The 25,772-nt window shown below is 41.1% G+C and carries 25 protein-coding genes and 1 riboswitch; all 25 genes read right to left on the reverse strand.

The window, feature by feature from the left end:
* Nucleotides 1-19: 19 nt before the first annotated feature.
* On the reverse strand, nt 20-1,057 hold the full coding sequence (cobT, locus tag ACFQZ9_RS27660) for a nicotinate-nucleotide--dimethylbenzimidazole phosphoribosyltransferase (RefSeq protein WP_498946574.1): 1,038 nt from the start codon (nt 1,055-1,057) through the stop codon (nt 20-22).
* Entirely contained in the window at nt 1,054-2,433 is a 1,380-nt protein-coding gene (locus ACFQZ9_RS27665; RefSeq protein WP_198311764.1) for a cobyrinic acid a,c-diamide synthase CobB, read from the reverse strand. The genes cobT and ACFQZ9_RS27665 overlap by 4 nt, the downstream gene beginning before the upstream one ends.
* An 18-nt stretch (nt 2,434-2,451) precedes the next feature.
* Nucleotides 2,452-3,573, reverse strand: a complete 1,122-nt coding sequence (locus ACFQZ9_RS27670) for a cobalt-precorrin 5A hydrolase (RefSeq protein WP_498946575.1) — start codon at nt 3,571-3,573, stop codon at nt 2,452-2,454.
* Nucleotides 3,570-4,346 carry a precorrin-4 C(11)-methyltransferase gene (gene cobM, locus ACFQZ9_RS27675; RefSeq protein ID WP_198311766.1) on the reverse strand — a complete coding sequence of 259 codons (777 nt, stop codon included), beginning with the start codon at nt 4,344-4,346 and terminating at the stop codon, nt 3,570-3,572. The genes ACFQZ9_RS27670 and cobM overlap by 4 nt, the downstream gene beginning before the upstream one ends.
* Entirely contained in the window at nt 4,343-5,044 is a 702-nt protein-coding gene (gene cobI / locus ACFQZ9_RS27680) for a precorrin-2 C(20)-methyltransferase (protein WP_198311767.1), read from the reverse strand. Before cobI ends, cobM begins: the two co-directional genes overlap by 4 nt.
* Nucleotides 5,045-5,046: 2 nt before the next feature.
* Nucleotides 5,047-6,252: a precorrin-6y C5,15-methyltransferase (decarboxylating) subunit CbiE gene (gene cbiE / locus ACFQZ9_RS27685; RefSeq protein WP_498946576.1), complete on the reverse strand. Its 1,206-nt coding sequence runs from the start codon at nt 6,250-6,252 to the stop codon at nt 5,047-5,049.
* Nucleotides 6,239-7,342 carry a cobalt-precorrin-5B (C(1))-methyltransferase gene (locus ACFQZ9_RS27690; protein ID WP_198311769.1) on the reverse strand — a complete coding sequence of 368 codons (1,104 nt, stop codon included), beginning with the start codon at nt 7,340-7,342 and terminating at the stop codon, nt 6,239-6,241. The genes cbiE and ACFQZ9_RS27690 overlap by 14 nt, the downstream gene beginning before the upstream one ends.
* Before the next feature lie 3 nt (nt 7,343-7,345).
* Complete coding sequence (locus ACFQZ9_RS27695; protein WP_498946578.1) at nt 7,346-7,993, reverse strand: precorrin-8X methylmutase; 648 nt, start codon at nt 7,991-7,993, stop codon at nt 7,346-7,348.
* A gap of 34 nt (nt 7,994-8,027) precedes the next feature.
* A complete protein-coding gene (gene cobK / locus ACFQZ9_RS27700) occupies nt 8,028-8,807 on the reverse strand; it encodes a precorrin-6A/cobalt-precorrin-6A reductase (protein ID WP_498946580.1) in 780 nt (259 codons plus the stop codon).
* Nucleotides 8,804-9,709 (reverse strand): sirohydrochlorin chelatase, encoded by a 906-nt coding sequence (locus tag ACFQZ9_RS27705; protein ID WP_498946581.1) that lies wholly within the window; start codon nt 9,707-9,709, stop codon nt 8,804-8,806. Before ACFQZ9_RS27705 ends, cobK begins: the two co-directional genes overlap by 4 nt.
* A gap of 48 nt (nt 9,710-9,757) precedes the next feature.
* On the reverse strand, nt 9,758-11,374 hold the full coding sequence (cobJ, locus tag ACFQZ9_RS27710; RefSeq protein ID WP_498946583.1) for a precorrin-3B C(17)-methyltransferase: 1,617 nt from the start codon (nt 11,372-11,374) through the stop codon (nt 9,758-9,760).
* Nucleotides 11,375-11,426: 52 nt separating this feature from the next.
* The gene (locus ACFQZ9_RS27715) at nt 11,427-11,813 is read right to left on the reverse strand and encodes a (2Fe-2S) ferredoxin domain-containing protein (RefSeq protein ID WP_498946585.1); all 387 of its coding nucleotides are present in this window, start codon (nt 11,811-11,813) and stop codon (nt 11,427-11,429) included.
* A gap of 130 nt (nt 11,814-11,943) precedes the next feature.
* A riboswitch (cobalamin riboswitch) is annotated at nt 11,944-12,125 on the reverse strand.
* A gap of 261 nt (nt 12,126-12,386) precedes the next feature.
* Entirely contained in the window at nt 12,387-13,109 is a 723-nt protein-coding gene (locus tag ACFQZ9_RS27720; protein ID WP_498946586.1) for a hypothetical protein, read from the reverse strand.
* A 32-nt stretch (nt 13,110-13,141) separates the two neighbouring features.
* Nucleotides 13,142-13,705 carry a Uma2 family endonuclease gene (locus tag ACFQZ9_RS27725; protein ID WP_498946587.1) on the reverse strand — a complete coding sequence of 188 codons (564 nt, stop codon included), beginning with the start codon at nt 13,703-13,705 and terminating at the stop codon, nt 13,142-13,144.
* Nucleotides 13,686-14,279, reverse strand: coding sequence for a class I SAM-dependent methyltransferase (locus tag ACFQZ9_RS27730; protein WP_198311777.1), 594 nt, complete (start codon nt 14,277-14,279; stop codon nt 13,686-13,688). The genes ACFQZ9_RS27725 and ACFQZ9_RS27730 overlap by 20 nt, the downstream gene beginning before the upstream one ends.
* Nucleotides 14,280-14,685: 406 nt before the next feature.
* Entirely contained in the window at nt 14,686-16,152 is a 1,467-nt protein-coding gene (locus ACFQZ9_RS27735) for a protein adenylyltransferase SelO (RefSeq protein ID WP_498946588.1), read from the reverse strand.
* A gap of 129 nt (nt 16,153-16,281) precedes the next feature.
* The gene (locus ACFQZ9_RS27740) at nt 16,282-16,929 is read right to left on the reverse strand and encodes an SdpI family protein (RefSeq protein WP_198311779.1); all 648 of its coding nucleotides are present in this window, start codon (nt 16,927-16,929) and stop codon (nt 16,282-16,284) included.
* A 13-nt stretch (nt 16,930-16,942) separates the two neighbouring features.
* On the reverse strand, nt 16,943-17,197 hold the full coding sequence (locus tag ACFQZ9_RS27745) for an autorepressor SdpR family transcription factor (protein ID WP_026576224.1): 255 nt from the start codon (nt 17,195-17,197) through the stop codon (nt 16,943-16,945).
* 93 nt (nt 17,198-17,290) lie between these two features.
* Nucleotides 17,291-19,645: a polyprenyl synthetase family protein gene (locus tag ACFQZ9_RS27750; RefSeq protein ID WP_498946589.1), complete on the reverse strand. Its 2,355-nt coding sequence runs from the start codon at nt 19,643-19,645 to the stop codon at nt 17,291-17,293.
* 189 nt (nt 19,646-19,834) lie between these two features.
* Entirely contained in the window at nt 19,835-20,752 is a 918-nt protein-coding gene (rbsB, locus tag ACFQZ9_RS27755; RefSeq protein ID WP_498946590.1) for a ribose ABC transporter substrate-binding protein RbsB, read from the reverse strand.
* A gap of 13 nt (nt 20,753-20,765) precedes the next feature.
* Nucleotides 20,766-21,692 carry a ribose ABC transporter permease RbsC gene (gene rbsC, locus ACFQZ9_RS27760; protein ID WP_286180198.1) on the reverse strand — a complete coding sequence of 309 codons (927 nt, stop codon included), beginning with the start codon at nt 21,690-21,692 and terminating at the stop codon, nt 20,766-20,768.
* A 46-nt stretch (nt 21,693-21,738) separates the two neighbouring features.
* The gene (locus tag ACFQZ9_RS27765; RefSeq protein WP_498946591.1) at nt 21,739-23,220 is read right to left on the reverse strand and encodes a sugar ABC transporter ATP-binding protein; all 1,482 of its coding nucleotides are present in this window, start codon (nt 23,218-23,220) and stop codon (nt 21,739-21,741) included.
* A 71-nt stretch (nt 23,221-23,291) separates the two neighbouring features.
* The gene (gene rbsD, locus ACFQZ9_RS27770; protein ID WP_498946592.1) at nt 23,292-23,687 is read right to left on the reverse strand and encodes a D-ribose pyranase; all 396 of its coding nucleotides are present in this window, start codon (nt 23,685-23,687) and stop codon (nt 23,292-23,294) included.
* A gap of 1 nt (nt 23,688) precedes the next feature.
* The gene (gene rbsK, locus ACFQZ9_RS27775) at nt 23,689-24,567 is read right to left on the reverse strand and encodes a ribokinase (protein WP_498946593.1); all 879 of its coding nucleotides are present in this window, start codon (nt 24,565-24,567) and stop codon (nt 23,689-23,691) included.
* On the reverse strand, nt 24,560-25,549 hold the full coding sequence (locus ACFQZ9_RS27780) for a LacI family DNA-binding transcriptional regulator (protein WP_498946594.1): 990 nt from the start codon (nt 25,547-25,549) through the stop codon (nt 24,560-24,562). Before ACFQZ9_RS27780 ends, rbsK begins: the two co-directional genes overlap by 8 nt.
* Nucleotides 25,550-25,772 lie beyond the last annotated feature (223 nt).

Here is a 25,772-nt window from a genome sequence, read left to right on the forward strand (position 1 = left end):
CTATCTCCTTTTACCGTTACTATTTAGAAATTCCTGCAGATGTAAAAGTGGCCATTTCTTTCAGCATCAAAGTGGCTGATTGTAAAATTGGAAAGGCAACAGCTGCCCCGCTTCCTTCGCCTAAACGTAAATCAAGATCAAGAATAGGCTCCTTTCCCAGTAACTGAAGGGCTTTTTTGTGTCCTGGTTCAACTGAACGATGCCCGGCAATCATATAATCACTCGCTGTGCTGCAAATTTCTTTTGCCAATAGTGCTGATATCGTACAGATAAACCCATCTAAAAGAATCGGAACCCGATTTGCTGCTGCTGCTAACATCGCACCCGTCATTCCTGCGATTTCCAATCCACCCAATTTTGCCAAAATATCAATGGGATCGTTCCGGTCAGGTTTTCTTTCTTTTAATGCTTGTTCAATCACATCTTGCTTATGGATAACCTTTTCTGCTGCAATTCCAGTACCCCTGCCGACAAGTTCTCTGACATCTTCACCGCTTAATACCGCTAAAATCGCACTGCTTGGAGTCGTATTACCAATTCCCATTTCACCTAGAATTAAGCATTTGCTTCCTTTTTGAATCATGTTTTCGGCTCTTTCAAAACCAACCGCAATCGCTTTTTCTACCTCTATTCTTGTCATGGCATCCTGTTTGCAAAAATTCGCTGTGCCATACCTCACTTTCCGATTTACTACACCTTCTGCTTCAATATCTGCTGCAACTCCGATATCCACCACTTCAAAGGCAGCGCCGATTTGTTTGCTAAAGACATTGATAGCCGCACCGCTGTTTAAAAAGTTCATAACCATTTGTAAAGTAACTTCCTGCGGAAAAGCGGATACCCTTTCTTCAACTACACCGTGGTCCGCCGCAAACACAATCACCCCTGGCGGTGATACACTAGGAAATGGTTCGGAGGTCATTTCTGCCAGCAGAACTGCCATTTCTTCTAATCTCCCTAAACTCCCCGGAGGTTTCGTTAACGTATCAATATATTCACGAACCTTTTGACCCGCTTCTTGATCTAACGGCTGAGTCTTGGAAATGGTATCAATCATTGTGATATCCTCCTGTTTTGAAACTCCTTACATTTCTTAATCCAGTTTTCTACCAGGCGAGGACAAGATCCAAAATGGAAGTGAGTATAACCCGCAATTAAATTCCCGTGCATATACCCCTCTTGTTTGAAGCCGCGCATTGCCTTTGTTTGATAGGCATGCTGAATTTCCTTTGTTGGCTGAAAGGTTGAATAATGAAACTCATGGCCCCTGGCTGTCAAATTCCCCTCTAATAGGAAATTTCCTTCTTCCGGTGTGATTTCACGATATCCTAAGGCAGCCAACCTTGATTGCATTTTCACTTTGCCCGGGATGATTCCAACCATTTCATAGTTTTTTTCATCCGTAGTTTCAATCGACTCGGTTAAATACATAAAGCCGCCGCATTCAGCCAATGTTGGTGTGCCCTTTTCAATCGCTGTCCGAATCGATTGTTTGACCTTTGTTTTTTCTTGAAGAACTGCTGCAAATTCTTCTGGAAAGCCGCCGCCGATGTACAAACCATCCACATTGTCCGGAATCGTTTCACCCTTTAACGGAGAGAATTCTATTAACTCTGCTCCGAATGCCTCTAACAATTCAAAGTTTTCCTGATAATAAAAATTGAATGCCGCATCTCTTGCAACGGCGATTCGTACTTTATTCTTTCCCCTTCTCTTAAACTGGGATTCTTTTATTTCCAAAGGTGAAGCCTTCGCCACTTCATAGAGGGAGTCCACATCGATTGTTTCAAGAACCAAGTCACCCAGTTGATTAAAAAACGAATCTAGTTCTCCTCGTTCCACTGAGGGGATCAAGCCAAGATGCCGCTCGGGGATGGCAAGATTGGAATCCTTTTGTAAATACCCAAGGACCGGTATGCCGCATTCTTGTTCGATGGCTGTTTTAACGATTTTGTAATGCCCCTCACTGCCAACCCGATTGGCGATCACACCGACAATATTAGCTTCTCCTAAAAATACTTGAAATCCCTTTACAATGGCGGCAGCGCTTCGGGCCATACTGGAACAATTGACGACAAGCACTACTGGACTTTCCGAAATGATACTGATTTCTGCAGTCGAACCACGATTATTCATTGGGTTTTTACCGTCATAAAAACCCATTACACCTTCAATAATCGAAATGTCCGCTCCATCACTTGCCCGGATCACAATCTCCTTTACCATCTCTTGATCCAGCATCCAGCTATCAATATTTCTGGATATTCTCCCGGTAACAGCCGTATGGTATGTCGGGTCAATATAATCGGGTCCACATTTAAACCCCTGAACAATATAACCCTTTTTTCTTAATGCCGACATCAGCCCGATTGTTAAGGTTGTTTTTCCAACCCCGCTGCCTGTTCCGGCAATGACAAGTCTGCAACTAGACATGAAATCCCCTCCCTTAACTTAATTTGGAATGATTGCAACGGAAATCGTCACATTTCCTGATATCTTTTTGACCAGCTCTAATTTTTCTGCACCGCTATACAATAATGCAGCGGGTTCACTCACTCCATATGCACCTGTATATTTAAAAACAGTTTCTGATGGCATTTCCATTTTAACTGAATTTAGTTCTGCTGTTGTGAAATAGATAAACTCCCAATTGTTTTTACTAGCAACTTGAAGCAACCCGGGTTCATCTTTTTTTATATCAATCGTGCAAATGGCTTTAACACTTTTTTTTGAAAACTGTAATTCCTTCAATGTTTCTTCAATAACCGCTTCTATTTCCTCTGTTGTTGTCCCGCGGTTACAGCCGATACCAAGGACAATTACCTTCGGGCGATATAACACTCCATTATGTAAAATCTCATGTTCTTCTTCCGAAAGCTTCCGATGTGTAATGACCAGAGCGGCATCCGGTCCCGCTTCCAAGGCTCCATCAATTGAATCGTAAACCTTAATATTTTCCGGAATGGAAGGTCCATAATGCCACCATTCTTTTTCCCCTGACTCTTGGACGACTGCAATCTTTTCTTCATTCACGACTGCAGCACTTACAGGGGTCAGCTTTTCTGAGGAGTCCCATACCCAGCCAAACCGTTTCCCAAACAAATCAACTGGAATTGTTCCCTGTACATCAGAAGCGGTGGTTATAATCGGACGTGCTTTAAGAGCGGCAGCTACCTCTTTGGTTAATTCATTGGCACCGCCAATGTGCCCCGACAAGACGCTGATTACATGTTCCCCTTTATCGTCAATGACAACCACACCGGGATCGGTTTTCTTATCCTTTAATAGTGGCGCAATCATTCGGACAACTGCACCAAGCGAAATAATAATAATCAGTCCCTGATAAGCTTGGAAAAGGGATGGCAGCAGCAGGCGGACACTTCCGGTAAACATTTGAATGTCCTTCGCCGCTTCATCCCCTTTTTCAAATTTGCTCATATAGTAGACATCTGCATTTTGAAAAGAAGACCCAAGCTTTCGTGCCAGTTCAACTCCATGCTTCGTGATGGCAACAATCGCATAATTACCCTTCTGCTCAATTGCAGACACTTTTTCTTCTTGAAGCTCAATCATTTAGACTCCACCCCCCGGCGGAATCCGTGCGTAAAGGTTTTATCGTAGAGCTTCGAACGGTAATTTTGGTCATGAATGTTTTCATCAAGTGCCCAACCCGCTAAAATCATTGCCTGTTTTCGAATCCCGTTTGCCCGCATATCTTCATCTAAACGTTCCAAGGTGGACCTGACAATTTTTTCATCCGGCCACGATGCCTTATAAACGACAGCAACCGGAGTATCCTTGCTCCAACCTGCCTCTGTCAATTCCTTTACCAGCTTTTTCGTTAAGGTCGCACTTAAGAAAAGAGCGATTGTACAATGATGTTTTGCCAAATCGGCAAGCTTTTCACGTTCCGGTACAGGAGTCCTGCCTTCGGCCCTTGTTAAAATGAGGGTTTGCGTTAAATCAGGAATGGTCAATTCGGCCTGCGCCGCTGCCGCTGCTGCAAACACGGAGCTGACACCGGGAACAATCTCAACGTCAATTCCTTTCTTTTTCAAAAGCACCATTTGCTCCATTATGGCACCATATACAGCCGGGTCCCCGGTGTGAACACGAACCACCTTTTTGCCTTGATGAATTCGACTCACCATGATATCAACCATTTCCTCCAAATGCATACCTGCCGTTTTCATCACTTCTGCAGAAGGTTTTGCTTTGGCAATTAATTCTTCGTTGACTAATGAATCCGCATATAGAACCACATCTGCTTCCAGAAGGTGTTGAAGTCCTTTTACTGTGATTAAATCCGGATCTCCGGGTCCTGCCCCAATGATGTATAGCTTCATTTTCTCACCACCATTAATGTTAAGTATTCAAGCTCTGCTCCTTCAAGCTCGTCAGCCCGCCAAATAATCTCTTCATTTGATGTTACCTTTGTGACAACGGAGGCTTTGTGAACTAAGTCCAAATCTCGTAATACCTCAAGCATTAGATCGATTACTTTTGCTACTTTAATAAAAATAACACAATCATTGTCCTCAATTACTTTTTTCATGGTTTCATAGTCATCACGAGCCGGAACGATTGCCACATGCTCGTCACCGTCGGCTAAAGGAATTCCCAGCCTTGAAGCCGCTCCATTTATCGAAGAGATTCCCGGGACCACTTCAATGGGTACTTCCGGATGTGTCTCTTGCATTAACCGCATCATATGTATAAAGGTACTGTATAAAAGTGGATCTCCTTCCGTTACAAAGGCTACATCTTTTCCTTCCTGAAGCTTCTCCCAAACACTTTCCACGGTTTCAGTCCATTTTCTTTCCAATGTACTAGCATCTTTTGTCATCGGGAACACAAGTCCCAGCATTTCTTTTTCATGCGGCTGAAAATAAACATCGATAATGCGATGTGCATAACTTTTACTGCCTTTTTGTTTCTTTGGATAGGCAATAACAGGTGATTCCTTTAATTTTCGAAATGCCTTCACGGTGATGAGCTCCGGGTCCCCCGGGCCAACTCCTAAGCCGTATAATGTACCAAGCATCTTTATTCCCCTTCCTTGCGCCATGCTTCTATGATATAAATTGGATTTAACGCATCAAATCTAGTAAGATTCAAGATTGGCTTACTTCTTGAAATTTGTGCAAGAGTTATCGCTGTATCAAATCCCCGCTTCTTGAATGCATGCATGGCTTCCGATAGATTTTCAATTGTAACGGCATTCAGGACGATGCGCCCGTCCGCTCGAAGTCTTCTGCAGCAAATATCAAGGATATCTCCCATCCCTCCTGCGGTTCCGCCGATAAATACGGCATCCGGATCTGGGAACGTGTCCAAACCTTCGGGGGCCTTCGCATGGATGAGCGTTGCATCGACACGAAACTTAACTAGATTTTGTGTGCAGTTTTCCAAATCTCCTTCGTTTTTCTCAATCGCAAAGATTTGTCCTTCCCTGGCGATTTTAGCTGCTTCAATCGCAACTGAGCCAGTACAGGTACCAATATCCCAAACAATACTGTCTTCTTTTAAATGAAGGGCACTGATGCTTAAAGTTCGAATCTCTTTTTTCGTGATTAAGCCTTTATCCGGCTTTCGTTGAAAAAATTCTTCATCGTTTATACCGATGGACCATTGTGGAGTTTTACCTGTTTTCTTTAAAACCAAGACATTTAGCGGTGAAAACTCGGCATCCTGCATTTCCTCCAAGCTAAACCAACGGCATCGTTCATTTTGGCCGCCCAGGTTCTCTCCTACAAACGCCTTATATTCATCCATCGCAAAAGATAGCAAGTACTGTGCGATTTTATTCGGTGAATTTTCCATATCGGTTAAAATGGCGACTTTTTCTTTTCCATCAATCCGTTGTGCCAGCCCTTTCATGCTTCTTCCATGAACACTCGTAAAGTATGCGTCTTGCCATCTTTCTCGTATTTTGGCAAACGCAAGCTGGACAGAGCTTAAATGAGGATAAATTTCCAAATCGATTTTTGAAGATAAGTAGCCGCCGATTCCAAAAAATAACGGATCTCCAGATGCCAGAAGGACAACATTTTTCATCTCCGTTTTCAAACGGTCAACAAGCGAAGAAAGGCCGCCCTCAATTACGATTTTTTCGCCTTGGTATTCCGGAAAAAAGCCAAGTTGACGCTTTCCTCCTATTAAAATATCACTCTCATCAATCCACTTTTCATACATGGGAAGCAGACTTAACTTCCCTTCATCCCCAATGCCAATCATTTTAACCGATGCCATCCATTACTTCCGCCTTTCCTAAAAACTCCCCCTTCATCGTATATAAGGAGGTGTCTACCATAATCCCGCCATCCACTTCCTTAAGCGCGGCGAGACAACAATTACGACTCAGTTGTTCAAAAAATGAAGTATAACCACGGGCAGCCATCATGTCACCTACCTGGGAAGCGGTATTTGCCTGTTTAATTTCCTCGATCAAAACAGCATCTGCGCCCGCACTGCCTGCTACTTCCGCTAAAAACTCAAAATTAACAGGGGCACTTTTTGAATGAACCATCATCGTCCCCATCGCAACCTTTGAAAATTTCCCCATCATTCCGACCATTGAAACTCTTTTCATACCTTGCTTTTTGCATTGTTTCAGTGTAAAACCCACAAAGTCGCCCATCTCGACAAAGGCTTCCTCGGGAAGTTCCGGAAATTGTTTGATGGCACATTTTTCACTTCGGCCGCCAGTGGTTATGACAAGATGCTCGCACCCGCTTGCACGTGCTACACTGATGGCCTGAATAATACTGGCTTTATAGGCTGCTGTTGAAAAAGGAACAACAATACCACGCGTACCAAGGATTGAGATCCCTCCAATAATACCCAAGCGTCCGTTCAGCGTTTTTTTGGCTATTTCTTCACCGGCTGGTACTGATATCACGATTTTTATCCCTTTTTCGATGCCAAACTCGCTTAAAATCCCTTCCGCTGTCTTTCGGATCATCTTTCGAGGGACCGGGTTGATGGCAGCTTCCCCCACTGGAACGGGCAATCCTTCCTTTGTAACCCGGCCAACCCCGACACCACCGTCGAGAATGATCCCCGGCTCTTCAGACCAGGAAACTGAAGAAATGATCAATGCCCCATGGGTTGCATCCGGGTCATCTCCGGCATCTTTAATGATACTTGCGGTTGCCATGTTCCCAGTGACTTCACAGCTTTCGGTTTGAAACGTTGCAAATCTTTTAACCGGCAAAAAGATGGTTGACTCTGTTTGGGGTTCACCCGTAATTAATGCTGTTAGTGCAGCACTTGTTGCTGCAGTCGCGCAAGCCCCAGTCGTATATCCTTCACGCAACTTACCTTTAGGTACTTCCTGCATGTTCTACACCCGGTCTGCAAGAATAGAAATGGCATTTAGCGCCGCGACGGTAACCGTACTGCCGCCCTTTCTGCCTATATTCGTGATAAAGGGGATGTCCAGTTTGGCTAATTCTTCTTTCGATTCAGCCGCTGATACAAAGCCAACCGGCAGCCCAATCACAAGATCCGGTTTCGCTTCCCCCTCTTTAATCAAGCGGATGAGTTCAAGTAATGCTGTCGGGGCGTTACCAATCGCATAGATTCCGCCTTCCGCTTCTTTAACCGCTTTTCTCATCGAAATGATCGCTCTTGTTGTATTTAATCGTTTCGCCTCTTGTACAACATCCGGATCAGAAATATAAACTTTAATTTCTCCCCCGTATTTTTCAATTCTGGCTTTATTTGCCCCGCTTTGAATCATTTGAACATCGGCAACGACTTTTTTTCCGCTGCGAATTGAATGTATTCCAGCCTGGATGGCATCCGGATGAAAAAGTACGCTTTTTCCCAATTCAAAGTCGGCGGATGCATGAATAATCCGCTGAACAATCGGATATTGCTCCTCAGTAAAGGGATGCTCACCAATTTCTTCAGTAATCATTTCAAAACTTCTTCCTTCAATTTGCTCTGGCTGAATCGTTAATGGTTTAAATTCGGTATGAAAATCCATTTCCTTCACTCCTTTTAAAATGTAGGTTTTAATTTTAATTGGCCAATTGTGGAACAATCTTTTTATGTAGTTCTTGAACCACATCTGAAAAATTAGAATAGACCGTCCCATAATTGATTTTTGGACGTCCAATCATGATAACTTCTATCCCAAGATCCTTTGCCGCTTCAACTTTTTCATCAACCGACCCGACCTTGCCGCTCTCCTTGGTAATCATTAAGGTTACACCATATTGTTTATAAAGCGCTTGGTCAAACTCCTTAGTAAACGGGCCTTGAATCGCGACAATATTTTTTTGCGGCAGCCCGAGCTGTTCGCATTTTTCCATATTATCAACCCGTGGCAGCATACGAGCGATTAGCCGAATATCCGGTTTTCCTAATAATTTCTCCGTAAAAATCTGGAGTGTTTTGCTTCCCGTAGTCAGCATCACCACTCCTTTTTTGCTTGCAGCAATTTCGGCTGCTTCGTCGTAGCTTTCTACAACCGTCATCTTCTCGTATTGAAAGATTTGGGATTCACGCTCATAACGAATGTAAGGGACACCCGCTTGTTTTGCCGCATTTATCGCATTTTTGGATGCCTCTTCCGCAAAAGGGTGACTCGCATCGACGACCGCTTGAATTCCTTTAGTTTCAATCAAGCTCACCATTTTATCGTCCGTTAATCTTCCTGTTTGGACAGAAATACCTGATTCCCCAAGTTCATGTGCAGCATTGTCGGTTACAACGGTAGCAAGGAGATCATAGCCATCTTTCATGATTTCTAAAGCCAGTGCTCGGGCATCACTTGTACCAGCTAATACTAAAATCATCTTCGTTCTCCTGCCTTTTGTACTTCGTGTTCATGATGATGGTCATGATCGTGATGATGGTGATCATGGTCATGGTCATGATGATGGTGATGATGAACATACTCCATTGCATTCACACGATATTGGCAGGTATCACAGTTCATTTTCACTTCGTCCTGAAGAGCTTCTTCTACACGGTCAACTAGAATATTCTGCAATTTAGGGTGATAGCCAAAATACCCTGCCAATTTAAATTCAACATCTGGATATTGTTGTTGAAATGGCACCACCATCTCTTCTAATCGTTTGATTAAAATTCCCGTGAACAAAAAGTATGGCAAAATAATAACTTTCTTCGCACCAAGCTTTAAGCACCTACCAATTCCTTCATCTACAAGAGGATTGGTTACCCCCATGAAAGCCGGTTCAACAATTTGGTAGTTGGTTTTTTCCCACAGTAATCTAGAAATCTTGTATAAATCGCTATTAGCATCCGGGTCACTTCCGCCACGTCCTAACAGTAGTACAGCCGTATCGGGATCAGGTTGATTCAGATTCTCGCCAATTTCGATTAATCTCGTTTTTAAGATTTCAAACGTTTCCTCATGAACACCAATAGGTCGGCCATAGGTAAACTGTACTACCGGATATTTTTTCTTTGCCTCATCGATAGCAGCTGGAATATGAATTTTGGAATGTCCTGCTTGCAAAAGCATAATCGGAATGACCACAATATGGTCGGCCCCTTTTTCGACACATACATCAATTCCCTGATTTACTGTAGGTTTTTCAAATTCCAAAAAACTCGTCTGAACGAGGATGCTCTTGTCCCAATAACTTCTCATTGATTCTATAAACTGACGAACTTGATCATTTCCTTCGCGATCCTTACTTCCATGACCTACAAATAAAATTGCTTTCAAAATATTTTCTCCCCTTTGTTTAAAGAATGGACCCCTAGATTTCCAAATCTATTCTCCGCATACCGCTTCTTCAATTTTGATTTTCGGTGTAATATCTTGATAGGTGAAGCCTTGAACCTGCTTTACACGTTTAAAGAATTTATAGAAGCGCTCATTTGGATGAGCCTTTTGCTTGTATTCTTGAACAATCCTTTCAACCAAGCCGACTATTTCATCAGGTCCAATTCCTTCCGCGACGATTTGACCTGGGTGTGCACTTCTTCCGACTGTTTTTGCCCCTAAAAATAAATCAAAGGCACCATTACGGTATACAAGACCGATATCTTCTTTTACCGCTCCGTAACATGCCATGCCACAGCCGTTTACCCCGAGTTTTAATTCCTTAGGAAGTTCCATTCCTCCAAGCCTTTCATGCAGTTCCTCGGCATATGGAATCGAGTCCTTCTTTTCGCCATCACAAAAATCGCAGGCTTTTACACTTAAAACATCGCCAATCGGAGAAATCAAAAAGTTTGCATCTTTTAATTTCTGCACAATTTCATCTGGCTGGGAGGTTAGAATCTGCAGTTTAATAGAATGATCCGGCGTGTATTCCATCACACCTTCTTCCCCCGTGATTTCGGCTAGAGTAAGCATCTGTTTTTGCGTAAATTTTTTATTTGTGACACCAGGACTTACTGCCAATTCAAAAATAGACTGGATGGGCTGATTAACAATAGGAGAAATGTTTTCACCCACGCCAGTAATCAATTGTAGTGCTTCTTCTGCCAATGCTCTCGAGGTTTCTATGTCAGACAGTAATACGGGATCCTTCTTTTTTAGTTTTACATTATCAGTTTGTTCCAGCGCCCATGGTTCAGCTTCTTTTTGTAAACGCTGATGCGGTTTTAAGGGCTGAATAGCCTGATTTAATGTATATTTCCGTTGATAACCGCGCGGGGTAACCATTAAGTCATCATAGAAAAAAGTAGAAGAGTTTCCAATGATCACAGTGGTTAACATCCCAATTTCATGGTCAAGCATGTCTTGTAAATTGGTCATTACAATATTTTGACTGTCTCGGTACGCACTTTTCACTAATCCTACCGGGGTTTCCGGCAAGCGATATTTTAATAGAATCCTTTGCGCTTCAACGATTTGTCTTGTTCTTCTCCCGCTTTTTGGATTGTAAAGAGCGATTACAAAATCCGCTTGTGCAGCTGCTTCAATTCTTTTCTCAATTAATTTCCACGGTGTTAAATGGTCACTTAAACTAATGGTGCAAGCATCATGCATGATTGGAGCTCCTAGTAAAGCCGCACAGGAGTTAATGGCGGAAATTCCTGGTATGACTTCGACTTCCACCCCTGAATCCTTTTTCCACCCTTTTTCAATCAATACTTCATAAACGAGTCCTGCCATTCCATAAACACCGGCATCACCACTCGAAATCACGGCTACTTTCTTTCCCTGTTCTGCTTGTTTGAGCGCTTCTTGAGCCCTGCTTACTTCTTCTGTCATTCCCGTACTAATAAGTTGTTGCCCTGTTAATAACCCCTTGATTAAATCCACATATGTTTTATATCCAATGATGATATCGCTTTCTTGTATTGCTTCTCGTGCTCGTTCGGTTATATGTTTGTAATCTCCCGGGCCAAAACCGATAACCAACAATTTCCCTTTCATCCTGATCTTCCTCCTTTCCATAATTCAAGACCTAGAAATCGTTCAATCTAATTCATGACACTGTCTTTTTTACAGGCTTTACGATTCCTTCAATGCATTCTGAATTCTCCGGTTGTTTAAATCCTTCCCCATCAAATTGATAAATGATATGATCTTGCATTAAGGCTCCACCTAATAGATGTTGCTTAACAATTCTACTGCCTACTTCCGGTGTAACATCCTTGTACCAGGTTCCATCCGGATAAACAACGGCAACTGGAGCATCCTTGCATCTACCATTGCATCTTGTTCTTGTTGTATGTATGAATGCGTCCAAATCCAGATTGCTAATCTCGTTGCGAATGGCCACTGTTGCTTCCTCCCCCCCTTTTCTCATGCAGCTGCTGCCGTTACAAATAAGTACATGGTGTTTCGTTCCATTTAAATTCCAGGTCGTCATAAAACACTCTCCCTTTGATTTTTAAGACAAAAAAGCACCCCTATGAATATAGGGGTGCAGATTAAATACACACAATAAAGTATAATGTTGGTATTTTTCAGCACTACTACCTATATTCCCGTAGGTTTCATGAAGCAAATAGGACAAGGCAGGTCTCCTGACTCAGGTTCATCATTTCATTACGTCTTCCCGAAAAAACTTCAGTGACATTTGCAATGAAACTCCTCATAACAGTGGCGGGTACCGTGACGGATTCTAACCGTACTTCCCTTTTAAGCGCTGTTTTAGCGCACCTTTTCCTATTACTATTCAATTTTTATAAAAAACTTTTTCCCTTTATTTCACAAAAGAGGTTGTAATAAAAAAGATATTAATTTTTATTTTGATTGTTTAAGGACATTTTTTATAATAGACTATCAATCACCCTATATCAAGTTTTCCAAGGATTTTTTTAGCAAAATTTTCTCAAAATAGATATATTATCCTAAAAAAACATCAATAAATTTCCGATGATTATAATTGGATGGATAAATTTTCACAAAAAAAACAAAAAAGTTTTATGGAATAGAAGAATTATTTTGGAGGTTTTTTTTCATGAGTTTCTATGAAAATAAGTCTTTCGATTTGCAGCATAGCGGAAAGTACGTGAAGAAAAGTTTCGTGTGGAGTCGAATTTTTTGAAAATCTTTCATAATAGTAGTGTACATGTCTGGCTATATCGATTCTTGCTTCATAATCAAAATGGTAAAAATCAACAATCGGAGCATGTAAACCTTCTCCTAACGGGATTAGCGTCCCCACAACAACTTCCCCATTTTCAGGAGGGATTGCAAGCGGGTCACACACAAGTACATCAATTGTTTTTTCTGTTAAAATATCAACTACAACAAAGAAACGATCATTATATTTATAGCCAACATAATAGAATTTAGGGATTGCCTTCCAATATTCCCTTAACCATGATTCAATCACAGGTCCCCTATCCAACCCTCGATCCTTTTCAGCTAAATATTCAGCAATGCAGCTTTCACTATAATTGTAGTTGGCATCATACACAATTCGCCACCAAAATAAATTATGCAGCAAAATATCTTTTTTCTCTTCCCTCGTTTTAAGTTCTTCTACATATTCCTCTAAAAAGGGAGCAACCTCATGAAAATAGGCATCTAGCGTAAAGTCCATAAAATCGCTAAAGGTATCCAACATCTTTTCCCTTAACTCCTCAGAAACAGGATAATCCGGCCGAAAACTTTTTGTATTTGTTCCTGACTGTGCAAACTCAATAATCTTCTCCACAGTTTTCATCTCCATCATGTAAACCAATCCTTTCAATAAAATAGATCTTTTAAATCCACGCTAAAACCATCTAAAAATTTCGATGTAACTGTTCCGCGCTCCGTTTTCAAATCGTGCTGGTCATACATACCTTCACTATTAAGAGAATAAACCGTTACAGAATTCAGCATTGGATTAACAATCCAATACTCTTTGACACCGTAATTCATGTAAATATTTAATTTGGTAATTAAATCATGGGATTGATTAGAGGGGCTTAATATTTCGACAAGGAGGTTGGGAACTCCAATATAGCGTGCTTCTGTAAAACCACTTTTATCACATATAACACTGAGATCTGGGATAACAATGTTCGTTCCTTCCACCCCTTCCTTATTTAATTCGATATCAAATGGGGCATGAAATACCTCACAAGGCTTCCCTTCCAAGAAATGATCCAATTTGATAAGAAGTTTTCTTGATAATCGTTGATGTTTTGTCGTAGGGGAAGGTGACATATAGACAAATCTGTCAATATATTCTAAAATTCCCTCTGAATTTTCTCGAATTTTAAAATAATCCTCTACAGGTATAGAATCATTCCGATATAGGGTCATGATTTACCACTCCTTTTACTTTTCTAGCAAAGATGGTTTGCCGTCCCTCTTGTTCATTTTCCTCAAATAAAAGCACTTTCCAGCCTCGAAATTCTTCTAGCAGCTCTTGAGGCTCTAGTTTATATTGTTTTGATATCCCCTGATTCTCGTTTTGCGATTTAAGATAATAGGTTTCAAAAAACAAATAACCTTCTTCTTTTATAAACTTCTTCAACATGGGAAATAACGATCTATCTAGATAATAGGTAATGACCGCTAAATCAATGGAATTGTCTTCCCATCTAAGATTGTTCAATTCCGTCAAATCACATACTTGTGGTATGATATTGCGTTTATCCTTTGCAGCCTGTTCTTGAAGATAGTTAATCGCAACCTCAGATATGTCAATGGCTTGAACCTGATAGTTCAAACTTGCGAGATATAAGCTGTTTCCTCCTAGACCGCAGGCAAGATCAAGGGCCGTTCCGCCATGAAGATAGGGATATAGATTTTTTAATCTTGGATTTGGCGCGTGCACATCTAATTTTTTTAGGCGATCTTGATGTTTAATATTCCATTTTGTTCTAGTGTCCATGGAAAAATGGCTCCTTATAACTGATTTAAGAATAAATGATAGAAATAGGAATAAACAGTAGGGTGAAAATCCAGGAGATTTGAGGAAAGTAAATGGAAGTTGAACGTCGAGTAGAATTTAATAAGATTACTGTTTAATTATAACATCCCATTTTGTAGAATGTTCAAGTCGTTTAATCCTTCACAAAATTGTAATATATTTTACTGCTCCTTCCGATTATATGGATAAATATGTTCTTAATTTCTCGTATCGGGTAAAAAAATAGCCGGCCGAAATGAAAAGAGATTGTTACACTTGTTCTCTTTTCCTATTGCATTGACCGACTATTGGCTAGCTAACTAAAAAGATTCACGAAATAAGGCTTATCAGGATCACTATTTTGCTCCTAGTTTTTTAACTAACACCATCATGTACCACAAAAAGTTCGGTAAGGGAGATTTGATGGTGCTGGCAATGTACAGAACTCTTCTTGTTCAGTGCTGTATACATAAGGACTTGAAAGAACATTAAGCAGTTTTTCCATCACACTTAGGTCTCCCTCATTTACCGCAGCCTCGAGCGCCTCTTCTACCCGGTGATTCCGCGGAATAACTGCAGGATTGCTGTTTCGCATTAACTCTAGGGAAGATTCTCTGGATTCCTCCTGCCTCCCTAGTCTTGCCTGCCATTTTTCATGCCATTGCGTAAATTCTGGAGTCCCATTGAGAGGCATATCTTTCATTTTATCGATCGTTAGTCCGCGGAAGGTATTCGTATAGTCCGCATGGTATTGCTGCATTATACTGAGGAGTTCTTCCACAAGGGTTGCATCCTGCTCTTCCTCGCTAAAAATCCCCAACTTTTCTCTCATTCCTGCAAGCCAATTCTTCTGATATAAATCCATATAACCGGAAATGGCATCTTGAGCAATTTTTACAGCTTCTTCTTGATTCTCATGCAACAGTGGCAAAAGCGTTTCTGCAAATCGCGCAAGATTCCAACCAGCCATATATGGCTGATTGCCATAAGCATAGCGTCCTTGAACATCGATCGAACTGAAGACGGTTTCTGGATCATATGTATCCATGAAGGCACAAGGACCATAATCAATCGTTTCCCCGCTAATTGTCATGTTGTCAGTGTTCATTATACCGTGAATAAAGCCAACTAACTGCCATTTCGCAACAAGCGACGCTTGACGTTTAATTACTTCCTGAAGCAGAGAGAGGTATCGATTTTCATTCGCCTCGATGTCTGGGTAATGGCGTTTTATTGCATAGTCAGCGAGGGTGCGGAGTTCCTCAACCGTTCCCCATTTTGCCACATATTGAAAAGTGCCGACTCGGATATGGCTGGCAGCCACACGAGTCAAGATAGCTCCAGGCAAATAAGTTTCGCGGGCAATGGTCTCGCCCGTTTCCACCACTGCCAAACTTCTGGTGGTCGGAATCCCAAGTGCATTCATGGATTCACTGATGATATATTCACGAAGCATTGGACCAAGCGCTGCCCGGCCATCTCCCCCTCGGGAATACCGAGTCCTGCCTGAACCCTTGAGTTGAATATCATAGCGTTCCCCTTGAGGGGTAATCTGTTCACCAATCAGCAGCGCACGGCCATCACCTAACATAGTAAAATGCCCAAATTGATGTCCGGCATAGGCTTGAGCAAGGGGGGAACCGCCTTCGGGAATTCTATTGCCGGCAAGTACTGCGATGCCATCCCCTGATTGAAGTTTATCGGCATCCAGCCCTAGTGATGCCGATAATGGACCGTTAAGAATAATTAAATTAGGTGAGCGTACTGGGTTTAGATTTTGACTGGTAAAAAATGATTCTGGCAACCGCGCATAACTATTGTCAAAATTCCAGCCTGTTTCATTTTGATTTGTCATGGTAACTCCTTTTAATAGATTGTTTTTTCATTCGCTGATTAGGTGGATTTCACACCTCTTTTAAGTGTATTTAAATCATCTTTATTTATAATACACTTTTATTGTCCGCTTCCTCAAAAACCAATATACCTACACGTCCCTGTTAGAATTCTTTTTAAATAACAAAAACGAATATAAGTAGATCCCCGCAATCCCAAAAACTAACGCCGCAAAGAATAGCTGCATTCCAATTGAACCAAGCAAGCCTGCTATAAGAGATATAAGTCCAATAGCGACTAAAACATAGCCACCAAATCTATGCGTTTTTTTCCACACATATTCGGAGGCAAGTGTCCATGGTGATCGAAAACCAATAAAATAATTATGGCGAATTTGCGCCATGTAATTACCTAGGACAATGAAAAGTATTCCAAAAAGTATGGGTACTACCTTTTGAAAAGGGACATGAAGCCCAAGTGCACTTGCAATGGCAATTAGGTTCATACAGGATAAAAACAGGATAATCACCAGATTCATAATTGAGTAGGCGTTTTTATGCAATTTATAGGATTGCTTTTTCGGATCTATTGCTGGTAAATAGTTTAGGAAAAAGAATAAGATAATAGGCAATGCACCAAGGCTGACAAGTTCCAGTTTTGGTCCATAGCGGTTAACGTCGCCATTGATGCCCCAATGCACAGGCACTTTGGCCGGTAAATTTGGATAGGCTAAGAGATTTAGCAGCAATGTAATGATTGCAATTCCCATTGTTATATAATAAAGCTTATTTTTCCTCACGCGCTTCTCCCCCTTAACTTTTTTTATCTAGCAGCCACTTGATGACATCCTGCAAAATAGTGGAATTTAACGAGTAAAGGATAAACTGGCCCTTTTTTTCATCAAGAACTAATCCTGCAGATTTAAGGATTTTCAGATGATTACTGATGGATGGCTTGCTCATATCGAATTGGTCGGCAATTTCACCCGCTGTTAAATCCTGCTCTTTCAACAAATCAAGAATTTTTCTTCTTGTTGGATCGGCTAGTGCCTTAAAAACTTCGTTCATTTAAGCCTCTCCTTTTATATTTAGTTAATTATCTAAATATAAAATACCATATTTTTGAAATAAAAAAAGACCAAAATGGCCTTTTTCATTCAATCAACGTTCCCGGTTTACCATATAATTCAATAAATGCTTCAAAAAAGTGATATTGCGCGGCACTTCTTGCAGCGCCTCGATTGCCAGACAATAATGTTCCCACATCGCTTTTCGAGCGCCCTCCGCCCCAAGAATAGACACGAAAGTCGAGCGGTTATTTTCAGCATCTATTCCGACTGGTTTTCCAAGTAAGACCCGATCCCCTTCCACATCTAGCAGATCATCCTTAATCTGAAAAGCAATGCCGGCATGGCGGGCAAAATTTTTCAAGGCCGTCATTTCATCTTCCTCAACCTGGGCTAGAATCGCTGGCATGATGAGTGACGCCTCAAAGGCTATTCCCGTTTTATAAAAGCACATCGTATTCAATTGTTCGAGTGTCATTGGTTTCCCTTTAGACTCTAAGTCCATCGCCTGTCCCATACACATACTCTCTGTAACACGAGAAGAATACTGAATCAACTGCAGCACTGTTTTCGCATCAAACTGGTCAAGAGAGGCTTGTTCTTCTGTCGCCTTTTGAATTAAGAAGATGCCGGATAATTCAGCAATAGCCGCATTATATGTCTGATGGAGTGTAGGACGCCCCCTGCGGGTAGATGCATTATCCTGGGATGGCAAATCATCAAAAATAAGCGAGGCAGTATGCATATATTCCAAAGATTTTAACAGCGGTACCATCGCTTGCGGATGAAATCCATAGGCGTTAACCCCCATCACCCAAGTAATAATGGGTCTCAGCCGCTTTCCATCACCTTTCAAACTGTAATTTGCAGCCTCAATGATTGAATCGTGAAATTCAACTTTGGGAATCGGCAAAAGTCGATTCATCTGCTCACGTATACTCTCAATCGTATTAGAAAATTCATCCTGCTCTTTCCGTTCATTTTTCAAAATCGTAATTACATGATCTCGAAGAAGTTTATCAAAGAAATCTACATCCGCTGCTTTTCGGACCATTTTTTGAATCAGTCGATTGAATTTTGGTACACCGGAAGCAAATAGCCCCAACACTTCATTGTATTTTTCTGTACCCATTCGTTTTTTAAAACGTTTCAGGCCATTAATGGCGCGATCGAGTATCACTTCGCAGGTCTTTAGATCCGAGTGATACACGTTATGAATTAAATTGGCAATAACCGTCCAGTATAACTCGAAGGGGTTGATCAAATCCTTACGCTTCTGATGATATTTTAGATAATAGGTATAGGGAGTTACCGCAGCATCCTCCCAATCATTAAACATATCAGCAAAATCATCCGCCAACTGATTATAAATGCCGTAAAAGAAGGTACGGTTGTCAAAACCCTCGTCCTCAGGGGCACTAATAACATACCTGGCAATCAATCGGGAAAAAGAAGATTTTAAAATGATAGGAAGATAAAGTTCTTCATTGGTATAGTTTGGATTGGATAGATTCTTTTCACGGTCCACTTCCTGAGCATGAAAGAATACAAAGGATTGCTCAAAAAAATTTTTACATGTTTTAGGTCGTTGATGGGCCTTAATATATTCAAAGGCTTCTCGAAGTTCTGCATGAATCGGGCGAATCATGTCTTCAATCGCAAAAGCCCACTCCCCCAGCTCAGGCACATTACCAGTAATAAGGGTGGTCCGGATTAGATTGGAATATTGTTTTTTCTCTTCATCGGATAAGACTTTGGCATCGAGAAGGTCGTCAATAAAAGGGTAGGTCAGCCCATACGAATATCCCAACCGAATCGCTTCATCCAGTTTGTGGGCACGTTCTTTCGGCGAAATCTCCTTGTCCATCTCCTCCGTCACGTGCATGACGACGCCGCCAATGATTTTTATTAATTTTCGCTGGGCATTCTCCGCGTCCATCCCCTTTGGAATTGTTTCGGAAACCGTCTTAAGTTTATTGATCAACCAGATAATCGTAGATTCAATACGCTCCTTCTGGCCCCACCGATACATTCCGGCCAAACTAAACATTTCTGTTTTGAGAGGCTGTGTCAGTTGATTTTTCAAGTGATCAACTACCTGACGGATTCTCTTTTGTGTGTCAGGAGAATCCAAGGCTTTACCCAAATCCCGCATAAATATATATGAGATACTTCGATCTAAATACGGATCTAGTTTTCCTGTATAATCAAGCCATCGGATATGATTGTAATATCCTGTTCTTTCTTTTTTACGTGAAAAAAAAGAGAGGGATGGATAACGATGAATATGATTATGTTTCCAGGACTGAATGTCTTTTGATAAGACAGAGACAAAAGTCTTTTGCTGAACCTGGATAAACAGTGATTGAAAATATTGCGCAGCCTTTTCTTCAGCTTGTCGGTAGCATGCATCTGTATCAAAAATTAAGTCCTTATTCATCGAAAACATTCCCTCTAGTTTATTTTTCTATTTTTAAAAAATATCCTATATCTAGTAATTATACAAAAGTTTTCATTCTAAACTATTAAAATATATTTATATATAGTCCTAAAACAACGGCTTTATACATTTTTCCTTAAAGGAAATTGAAAAGACCTGTCCCTCATTACAGGAACAGGTCTTTTTGAAAGAACTCATTTAGTTTTTTGTCACAAATTTTAATGGTGCTGGAATCTTTTTTGCTACCTTTTTACCCTGAACCACATCTCTGCCGGCATCAACAGCAAGTTTTCCGATTAATTCCGGCTGTTGAGCAACCGTTGCTTCCATTTTTCCAGCTTTAATGGCTTTCAGTGCATCATCATTCCCGTCAAATCCAATGACCATAATATTTTTACCAGAACTATTGATTGCTTCAATCGCCCCCAATGCCATTTCATCATTATGGGCAAAGACTGCTTGAATATCCGGATTTGCTTGAAGTAAATTTTCCATTACCGTTAATCCCTTGGTCCGGTCAAAATCAGCAGATTGTTGCTCTACTACATTCAATTTCTGATCGGCGATATTATGAAACCCTTTTCCTCGTTCACGTGTGGCGGAGGCACCTGGTACACCTTCAAGTTCAGCAACTTTTGCTTTCTCCCCAAGCTCTTTCACAATGTAATTCCCTGCCATTTCTCCGCCTTTGATATTATCTGAAGCGACTAATGCTGCAACTTTCCCTTTATCAGCAGAACGGTCAAGCGTAATAACAGGAATTCCAATATTGTTTGCAGATTGAACAGCTGTTGAGATTGCGGCAGAATCTGTCGGGTTAATTAGCAAAACGTCAACACCCTGCTGAATTAAATCTTCTACATCATTTATTTGCTTTGCAGAGTCATTTTGTGCATCAACAACCTTTACTTCCATTCCCAATACCTTCGCTTCTTTTTGGACCCCATTTTTTAAAGAAACGAAAAACGGATTGTTTAAGGTGGAAACGGATAGGCCAATCTTCACATCTTTTAAATTTTCCTTTTTCGCCGGCTTAGCCCATTCAGGCGGCTGCATCGAACAGGCGCCCAAAAGCAAGAGCGATAATGATATCAATAGTACAGCTAATTTTTTCATAAAAATTCTCTCCTTATGCTGATTTCTTCCGATCAAGTAATACAGCAATGATGATTACAATCCCTTTTACTACTTGTTGATAGAATGAAGATACACCAAGAAGATTTAAACCATTGTTTAATGTACCAATAATTAACGCACCGATCAGCGTTCCAAAAATTCTTCCTTTCCCTCCTGAAAGGCTTGTCCCTCCTAATACAACTGCCGCGATGGCATCGAGTTCATAGGAAGTACCGGCTGTCGGCTGCGCTGAATTCAATCGTGATGTTAAAATCGCTCCTGCTAACGCAGCAAGTAAACCGGAAAGACCGTAAATGATCAGCTTCACATTTGGTACTTTAATACCCGAAATTAGCGCGGCCTTTTCATTTCCTCCGATGGCATAGGTTTTTCGGCCAAATGGGGTTTTATGAAGAACAATATATAATAATACAAACGTTACAATCATCGTAATCGCTGGAACAGGAATTCCCAGAAAATAACCACGGCCAAATAACTGGAATAAGTAATTATCGCCTAACCCTGTGATTGGGTTTCCTTTTGTATAAACAAGTGTCAAACCTCTAAAGGCTGTCATGGTCGCCAATGTGGCAATGAATGGAGCCATTTTTCCTTTTGTAATCAAGAGACCATTGACCATTCCCATGATTCCGCCAAGAATACAACCGACAATAATCGCCAAGATCGGATCAAGACCCGATACAATCATACCTGCCGTTAAAGAACTGGATAGGGCTAGAATCGCACCGACTGATAAATCAATTCCTCCTGTTAAAATAACAAAGGTCATACCGAATGCGATTAACGCATTGATGGCCACTTGGCGCAATAAGTTTAGTATATTTAAAGGTTCTAGAAAACTTGGATTTAATATGGAAACAATCACAATTAAAATAATAAGTCCGAGAAGCGGTCCAAGTTTCTGCGTAATCGTATTCATAAAATTTGCCTTGCCAGCTTTTGTCCCTTCATTGATTGCGTTCATCTCACTGACCTCCCGTTGCCAATGTCATAATTTTTTCCTGGGTTGCTTCATCACTTTTCAATTCACCGCTTATTTTTCCTTCATGAACCACGAGAATTCGGTCGCTCATTCCAAGAATCTCAGGAAGCTCCGATGAAACCATGATAATGGCGACTCCCCGATCCGTCAGCTCGTTCATCAGTTGATAGATTTCTCTTTTTGCCCCAACGTCTACACCTCTCGTTGGTTCATCCAATATCAGTACCTTCGGCCCAATTCCAACCCATTTGGCAATGACTACTTTTTGCTGATTCCCCCCAGATAAACTTCCAACTGCAATATCAGCTGATTCCGTTTTTACAGTCAAGCGTTTGATCAGCAGATTGACAAAGTCTTTTTCACTTTTTTCTTTAATAATCCCTTTCGGAGCAAAACTATAAAGGGAGGGCAAAACCATATTTTCCTTGATCGAAAAATCTAAGATCAGCCCTTCATCTTTTCGGTCCTCTGTGATAAAACCTATACCTGCTTTCATAGCCTGGTCAGGAGATTTGATGGCCGTTTTCTTACCATTCAGCCAAATTTCGCCGCTGTTAAAGGAATCCAGTCCAAAGATTGCCCGCATGATTTCCGTTCTCCCTGCTCCCATTAATCCAGAAATCCCAACGATTTCGCCAGATCGAACAGAAAAATTCACATCATGGAATACTCCATTTTTGGTTAGCCCTTTTACTTCCAGTACCGTTTCGCCTGGTTTTGATGTTCTTTTTGGAAACCTGTCTGTTAATTCCCTTCCGACCATTTTCCTCACGACTTCATCAAAATTTGTATCGGGAATAGCCTTTGTATCAACGGTCTTGCCATCGCGCATGACAGTAATTCGATCACAAATGGCAAAGATTTCTTCCATACGGTGAGAAATATAGACAATTGATACTCCTTCTTTTTTCAAGGAAGCAATCACATCAAAAAGCTTGCTGATTTCTCTTTCTGTCAAAGCGGCCGTTGGTTCGTCCATGATAATGACCTTGGCATCCGTCATTAACGCCTTAGCGATTTCAATCATCTGCTGTTCTCCTACAGAGCAGCCACTAGCCTCTTGATCGAGAGGAATCGAAACGGCTAATCGGTCAAACTGCTGTTTAGCTAACGCTTTCATTTCTTTTGTTTTTAACAAACCAAGCGGGGACTTCAATTCTTTGCCGATAAACAAATTTTCTAAAACGGTCATGTCCGGCCAAATATTTAGTTCCTGATGGATGAAGGTAATCCCGTTTTGTTCGGCTTCTTTTGGGCTCTTAAAATAGGTTTCCTTGCCATCAATGGTGATGGTGCCTTGGTCATGCGTATGAAGTCCTGTCAGCACATTCATCATAGTTGATTTTCCGGCCCCATTTTCGCCCATTAATGCGTGGACTTCCCCGTCTATTAGTTCAAAATCAACACCTGTTAAGACTTGATTGGTACCAAATGCTTTATAGATGTTCTGCATCGAAATGCGCATTCATATCACCTCATTCGATTTGGAAAAAATGGAGAGAGACATTTCAAAAACGTCCAACCCGATCTTAGCTCTTAAAAAAATACACCTGATTGTAATATACAATTGGCATAGGGTGTAACTTCGCCTGTTCGGATAATGGCTTTTGCCTTGTTGGTTAATTGCTTAAACTCTTCATGCGAAACCTTTGCCATTTCAATACCGGTAAATTTTCTTTTTAAAAATTGCTCTATTTCTGGATTGCCTTGTTCGATTTCGGTGGCGATGATACATTTTTCAATCACCATGTCATCCGCAACTGCATCGGTAATCTCCTTAAAAGTTGGCACCCCGGGTTTAATCGCTAAATCGATTTTTGTTACACCTTCGGGTATTGGCAACCCGGCATCGGCGATGACAATATAATCAGTATGACCGAGGTCGGTTAAAACCTTGGAAATATGACTATTTAAAATTCCATGGCGTTTCATGTTACAAACTCCCCTCTACTGCTTTTCTTGTTGGCATACCGCCCTGCGCCCCAAATTTAGTCACTGAAAGAGAGGCTGCGCGATTGGCAAAACGGACACTTTCTTCAACGCTCTTTCCTTCCGCTAACGCGACGGCAAAGGCAGCATTGAACGTATCGCCTGCTCCTGTGGTATCAATTGCTTCTACTGGAAAGGAAGGAACGACTACTTCTTTTTCCCCATCGTGGAAGCGAACGCCGTTTTTACCTTCTGTGATGAACACTTTGTTTGGATATTGTTTTAAGGCAGTATGAAGGTCTTGATTTTCAAAAAGAATGGAAGCCTCAGATTCATTTGGTGTAAGATAGGCTGCCTTTTCAATGACCTCCTTAGAGATTGGCCTTGCCGGTGCAGGATTTACCAAAAGAGGAACACCGAATTCATGGCATTTTTCGCAAACATATTCAACTGTTTCTTCAGGAATCTCTTGCTGAATCAAAACAATATCTGATTTACGAATGACATCGAGCGCTTTTTCGACGAAATCAGGTGTTACATAATTGTTTGCACCCTTAACAACAATAATGCTGTTGTCACCATCAGCAAGGGTAATATGAGCTGTTCCACTTTCTAAATGTGTAACCGGTTCCACATAAGTGGTAAAAACGCCATTTTCTTTAAAATTATCAAGAATGGTTTTTCCAAATACATCGCCACCAATACATCCAACCATATAAACCTCTGCTCCTAATCTTGCAGCAGCAACTGCCTGGTTGGCTCCTTTCCCGCCAGGCACAGTTTTAAAAGATTCACCAAGAATCGTTTCACCCTTATTTGGACGTCTTGGGGCTGTAACAACTAAATCCATCGATGAACTTCCAATAACGGTTATTTTAGCCATTTTCTTCAACCTTTCTTGTTGTTTGCCTTTCAATAAATGTAACAGGCAATTGAATATTTTTATGTTCCATTTTTTTTTCGTCTATGATTTGAATCAATAATTTTGCTGCTTCTCTTCCCATATCATAGGCAGGCTGGCGAATCGTCGACAAAGCCGGGTACAATAAGCTGCTGAGCGGGATATCATCATATCCGATAATTTGCAATTCGTCCGGAACAGAAATCCCTCTTCTTAATGCCTCATGCAAAATTGCCGCTGCACCAAGATCATTACTGGCAATCACTCCGTCTGTCTCCGGAAACTTTTCAAATAATTCTTTCGCTATTTTATCTGCATCGTCAAAGGTAAAAGAAGCCGTAGTCATCACATTAAAATTAACATTATAATTACAAAGCTCATTGATTGCGCCTTTAAACCGGTCTTGTGCTGTCCTTAATTCAATCGGTCCCCGAAGCAGCGTAATTCGCTTGCTACCTCTTTTAATCATTTCCTGTGCGGCCAGTTTTCCACCGGCCAAGCCATCTGCATAAACGGATGGATGTTCATTAGCTGTCCGATCCATAAATACGACTGGAAAATCTAAATTTTCATAATAGCTCATTTCGGTCTGATTGGTTGCAGATATGATACCGATTACATTATTTTGTTTAAAGGTATCGATATAATCAATTTCTTTCTTGGGCTTTTCATCAGCGTTGCCAATGATCAGCCTTAGACCATGTTCCTGCATCTCATCCTCTACCCCGCGCGCTAGCTCGGGAAAGAACGGATTTCGAATATCCGGAAGCAATAGGCCGATTAATCTAGATTTTTTCTTATAGAGCGATCTTGCTACTTCATTTGGTTTGTAATTTAATTCTTGAATCGCTTTCTCGACAAGCTTTCTCGTATCTTCATGGATATAACCTTTATCATTCAAGGCTCTTGAAACCGTCGCTACAGATACTCCAGCTTTTTTCGCGACATCTCGTATTGTAGCCATTTTTGTTTCACCTCTTATGTGTAACCGATTACACATTTAGATTAGCACAGATATTTTAGATATGCAATAAAGAAATTCTTTTTAATTTGTTATCTTTTCAATCACCTTTAATGTGCCCATCATTGAAAATAATTAAAGGCTTGGGTCAGTATCCTGGTATGGTAAAAGGTGAACTCCGCAGGGGGACTACCCCTACATTTGTACCTCGGGAAGAAATAACTAT

Source organism: Neobacillus sp. GCM10027624, assembly GCF_042675345.1.
Taxonomy (GTDB): Bacteria; Bacillota; Bacilli; order Bacillales; family Cytobacillaceae; genus Neobacillus; species Neobacillus cucumis_D.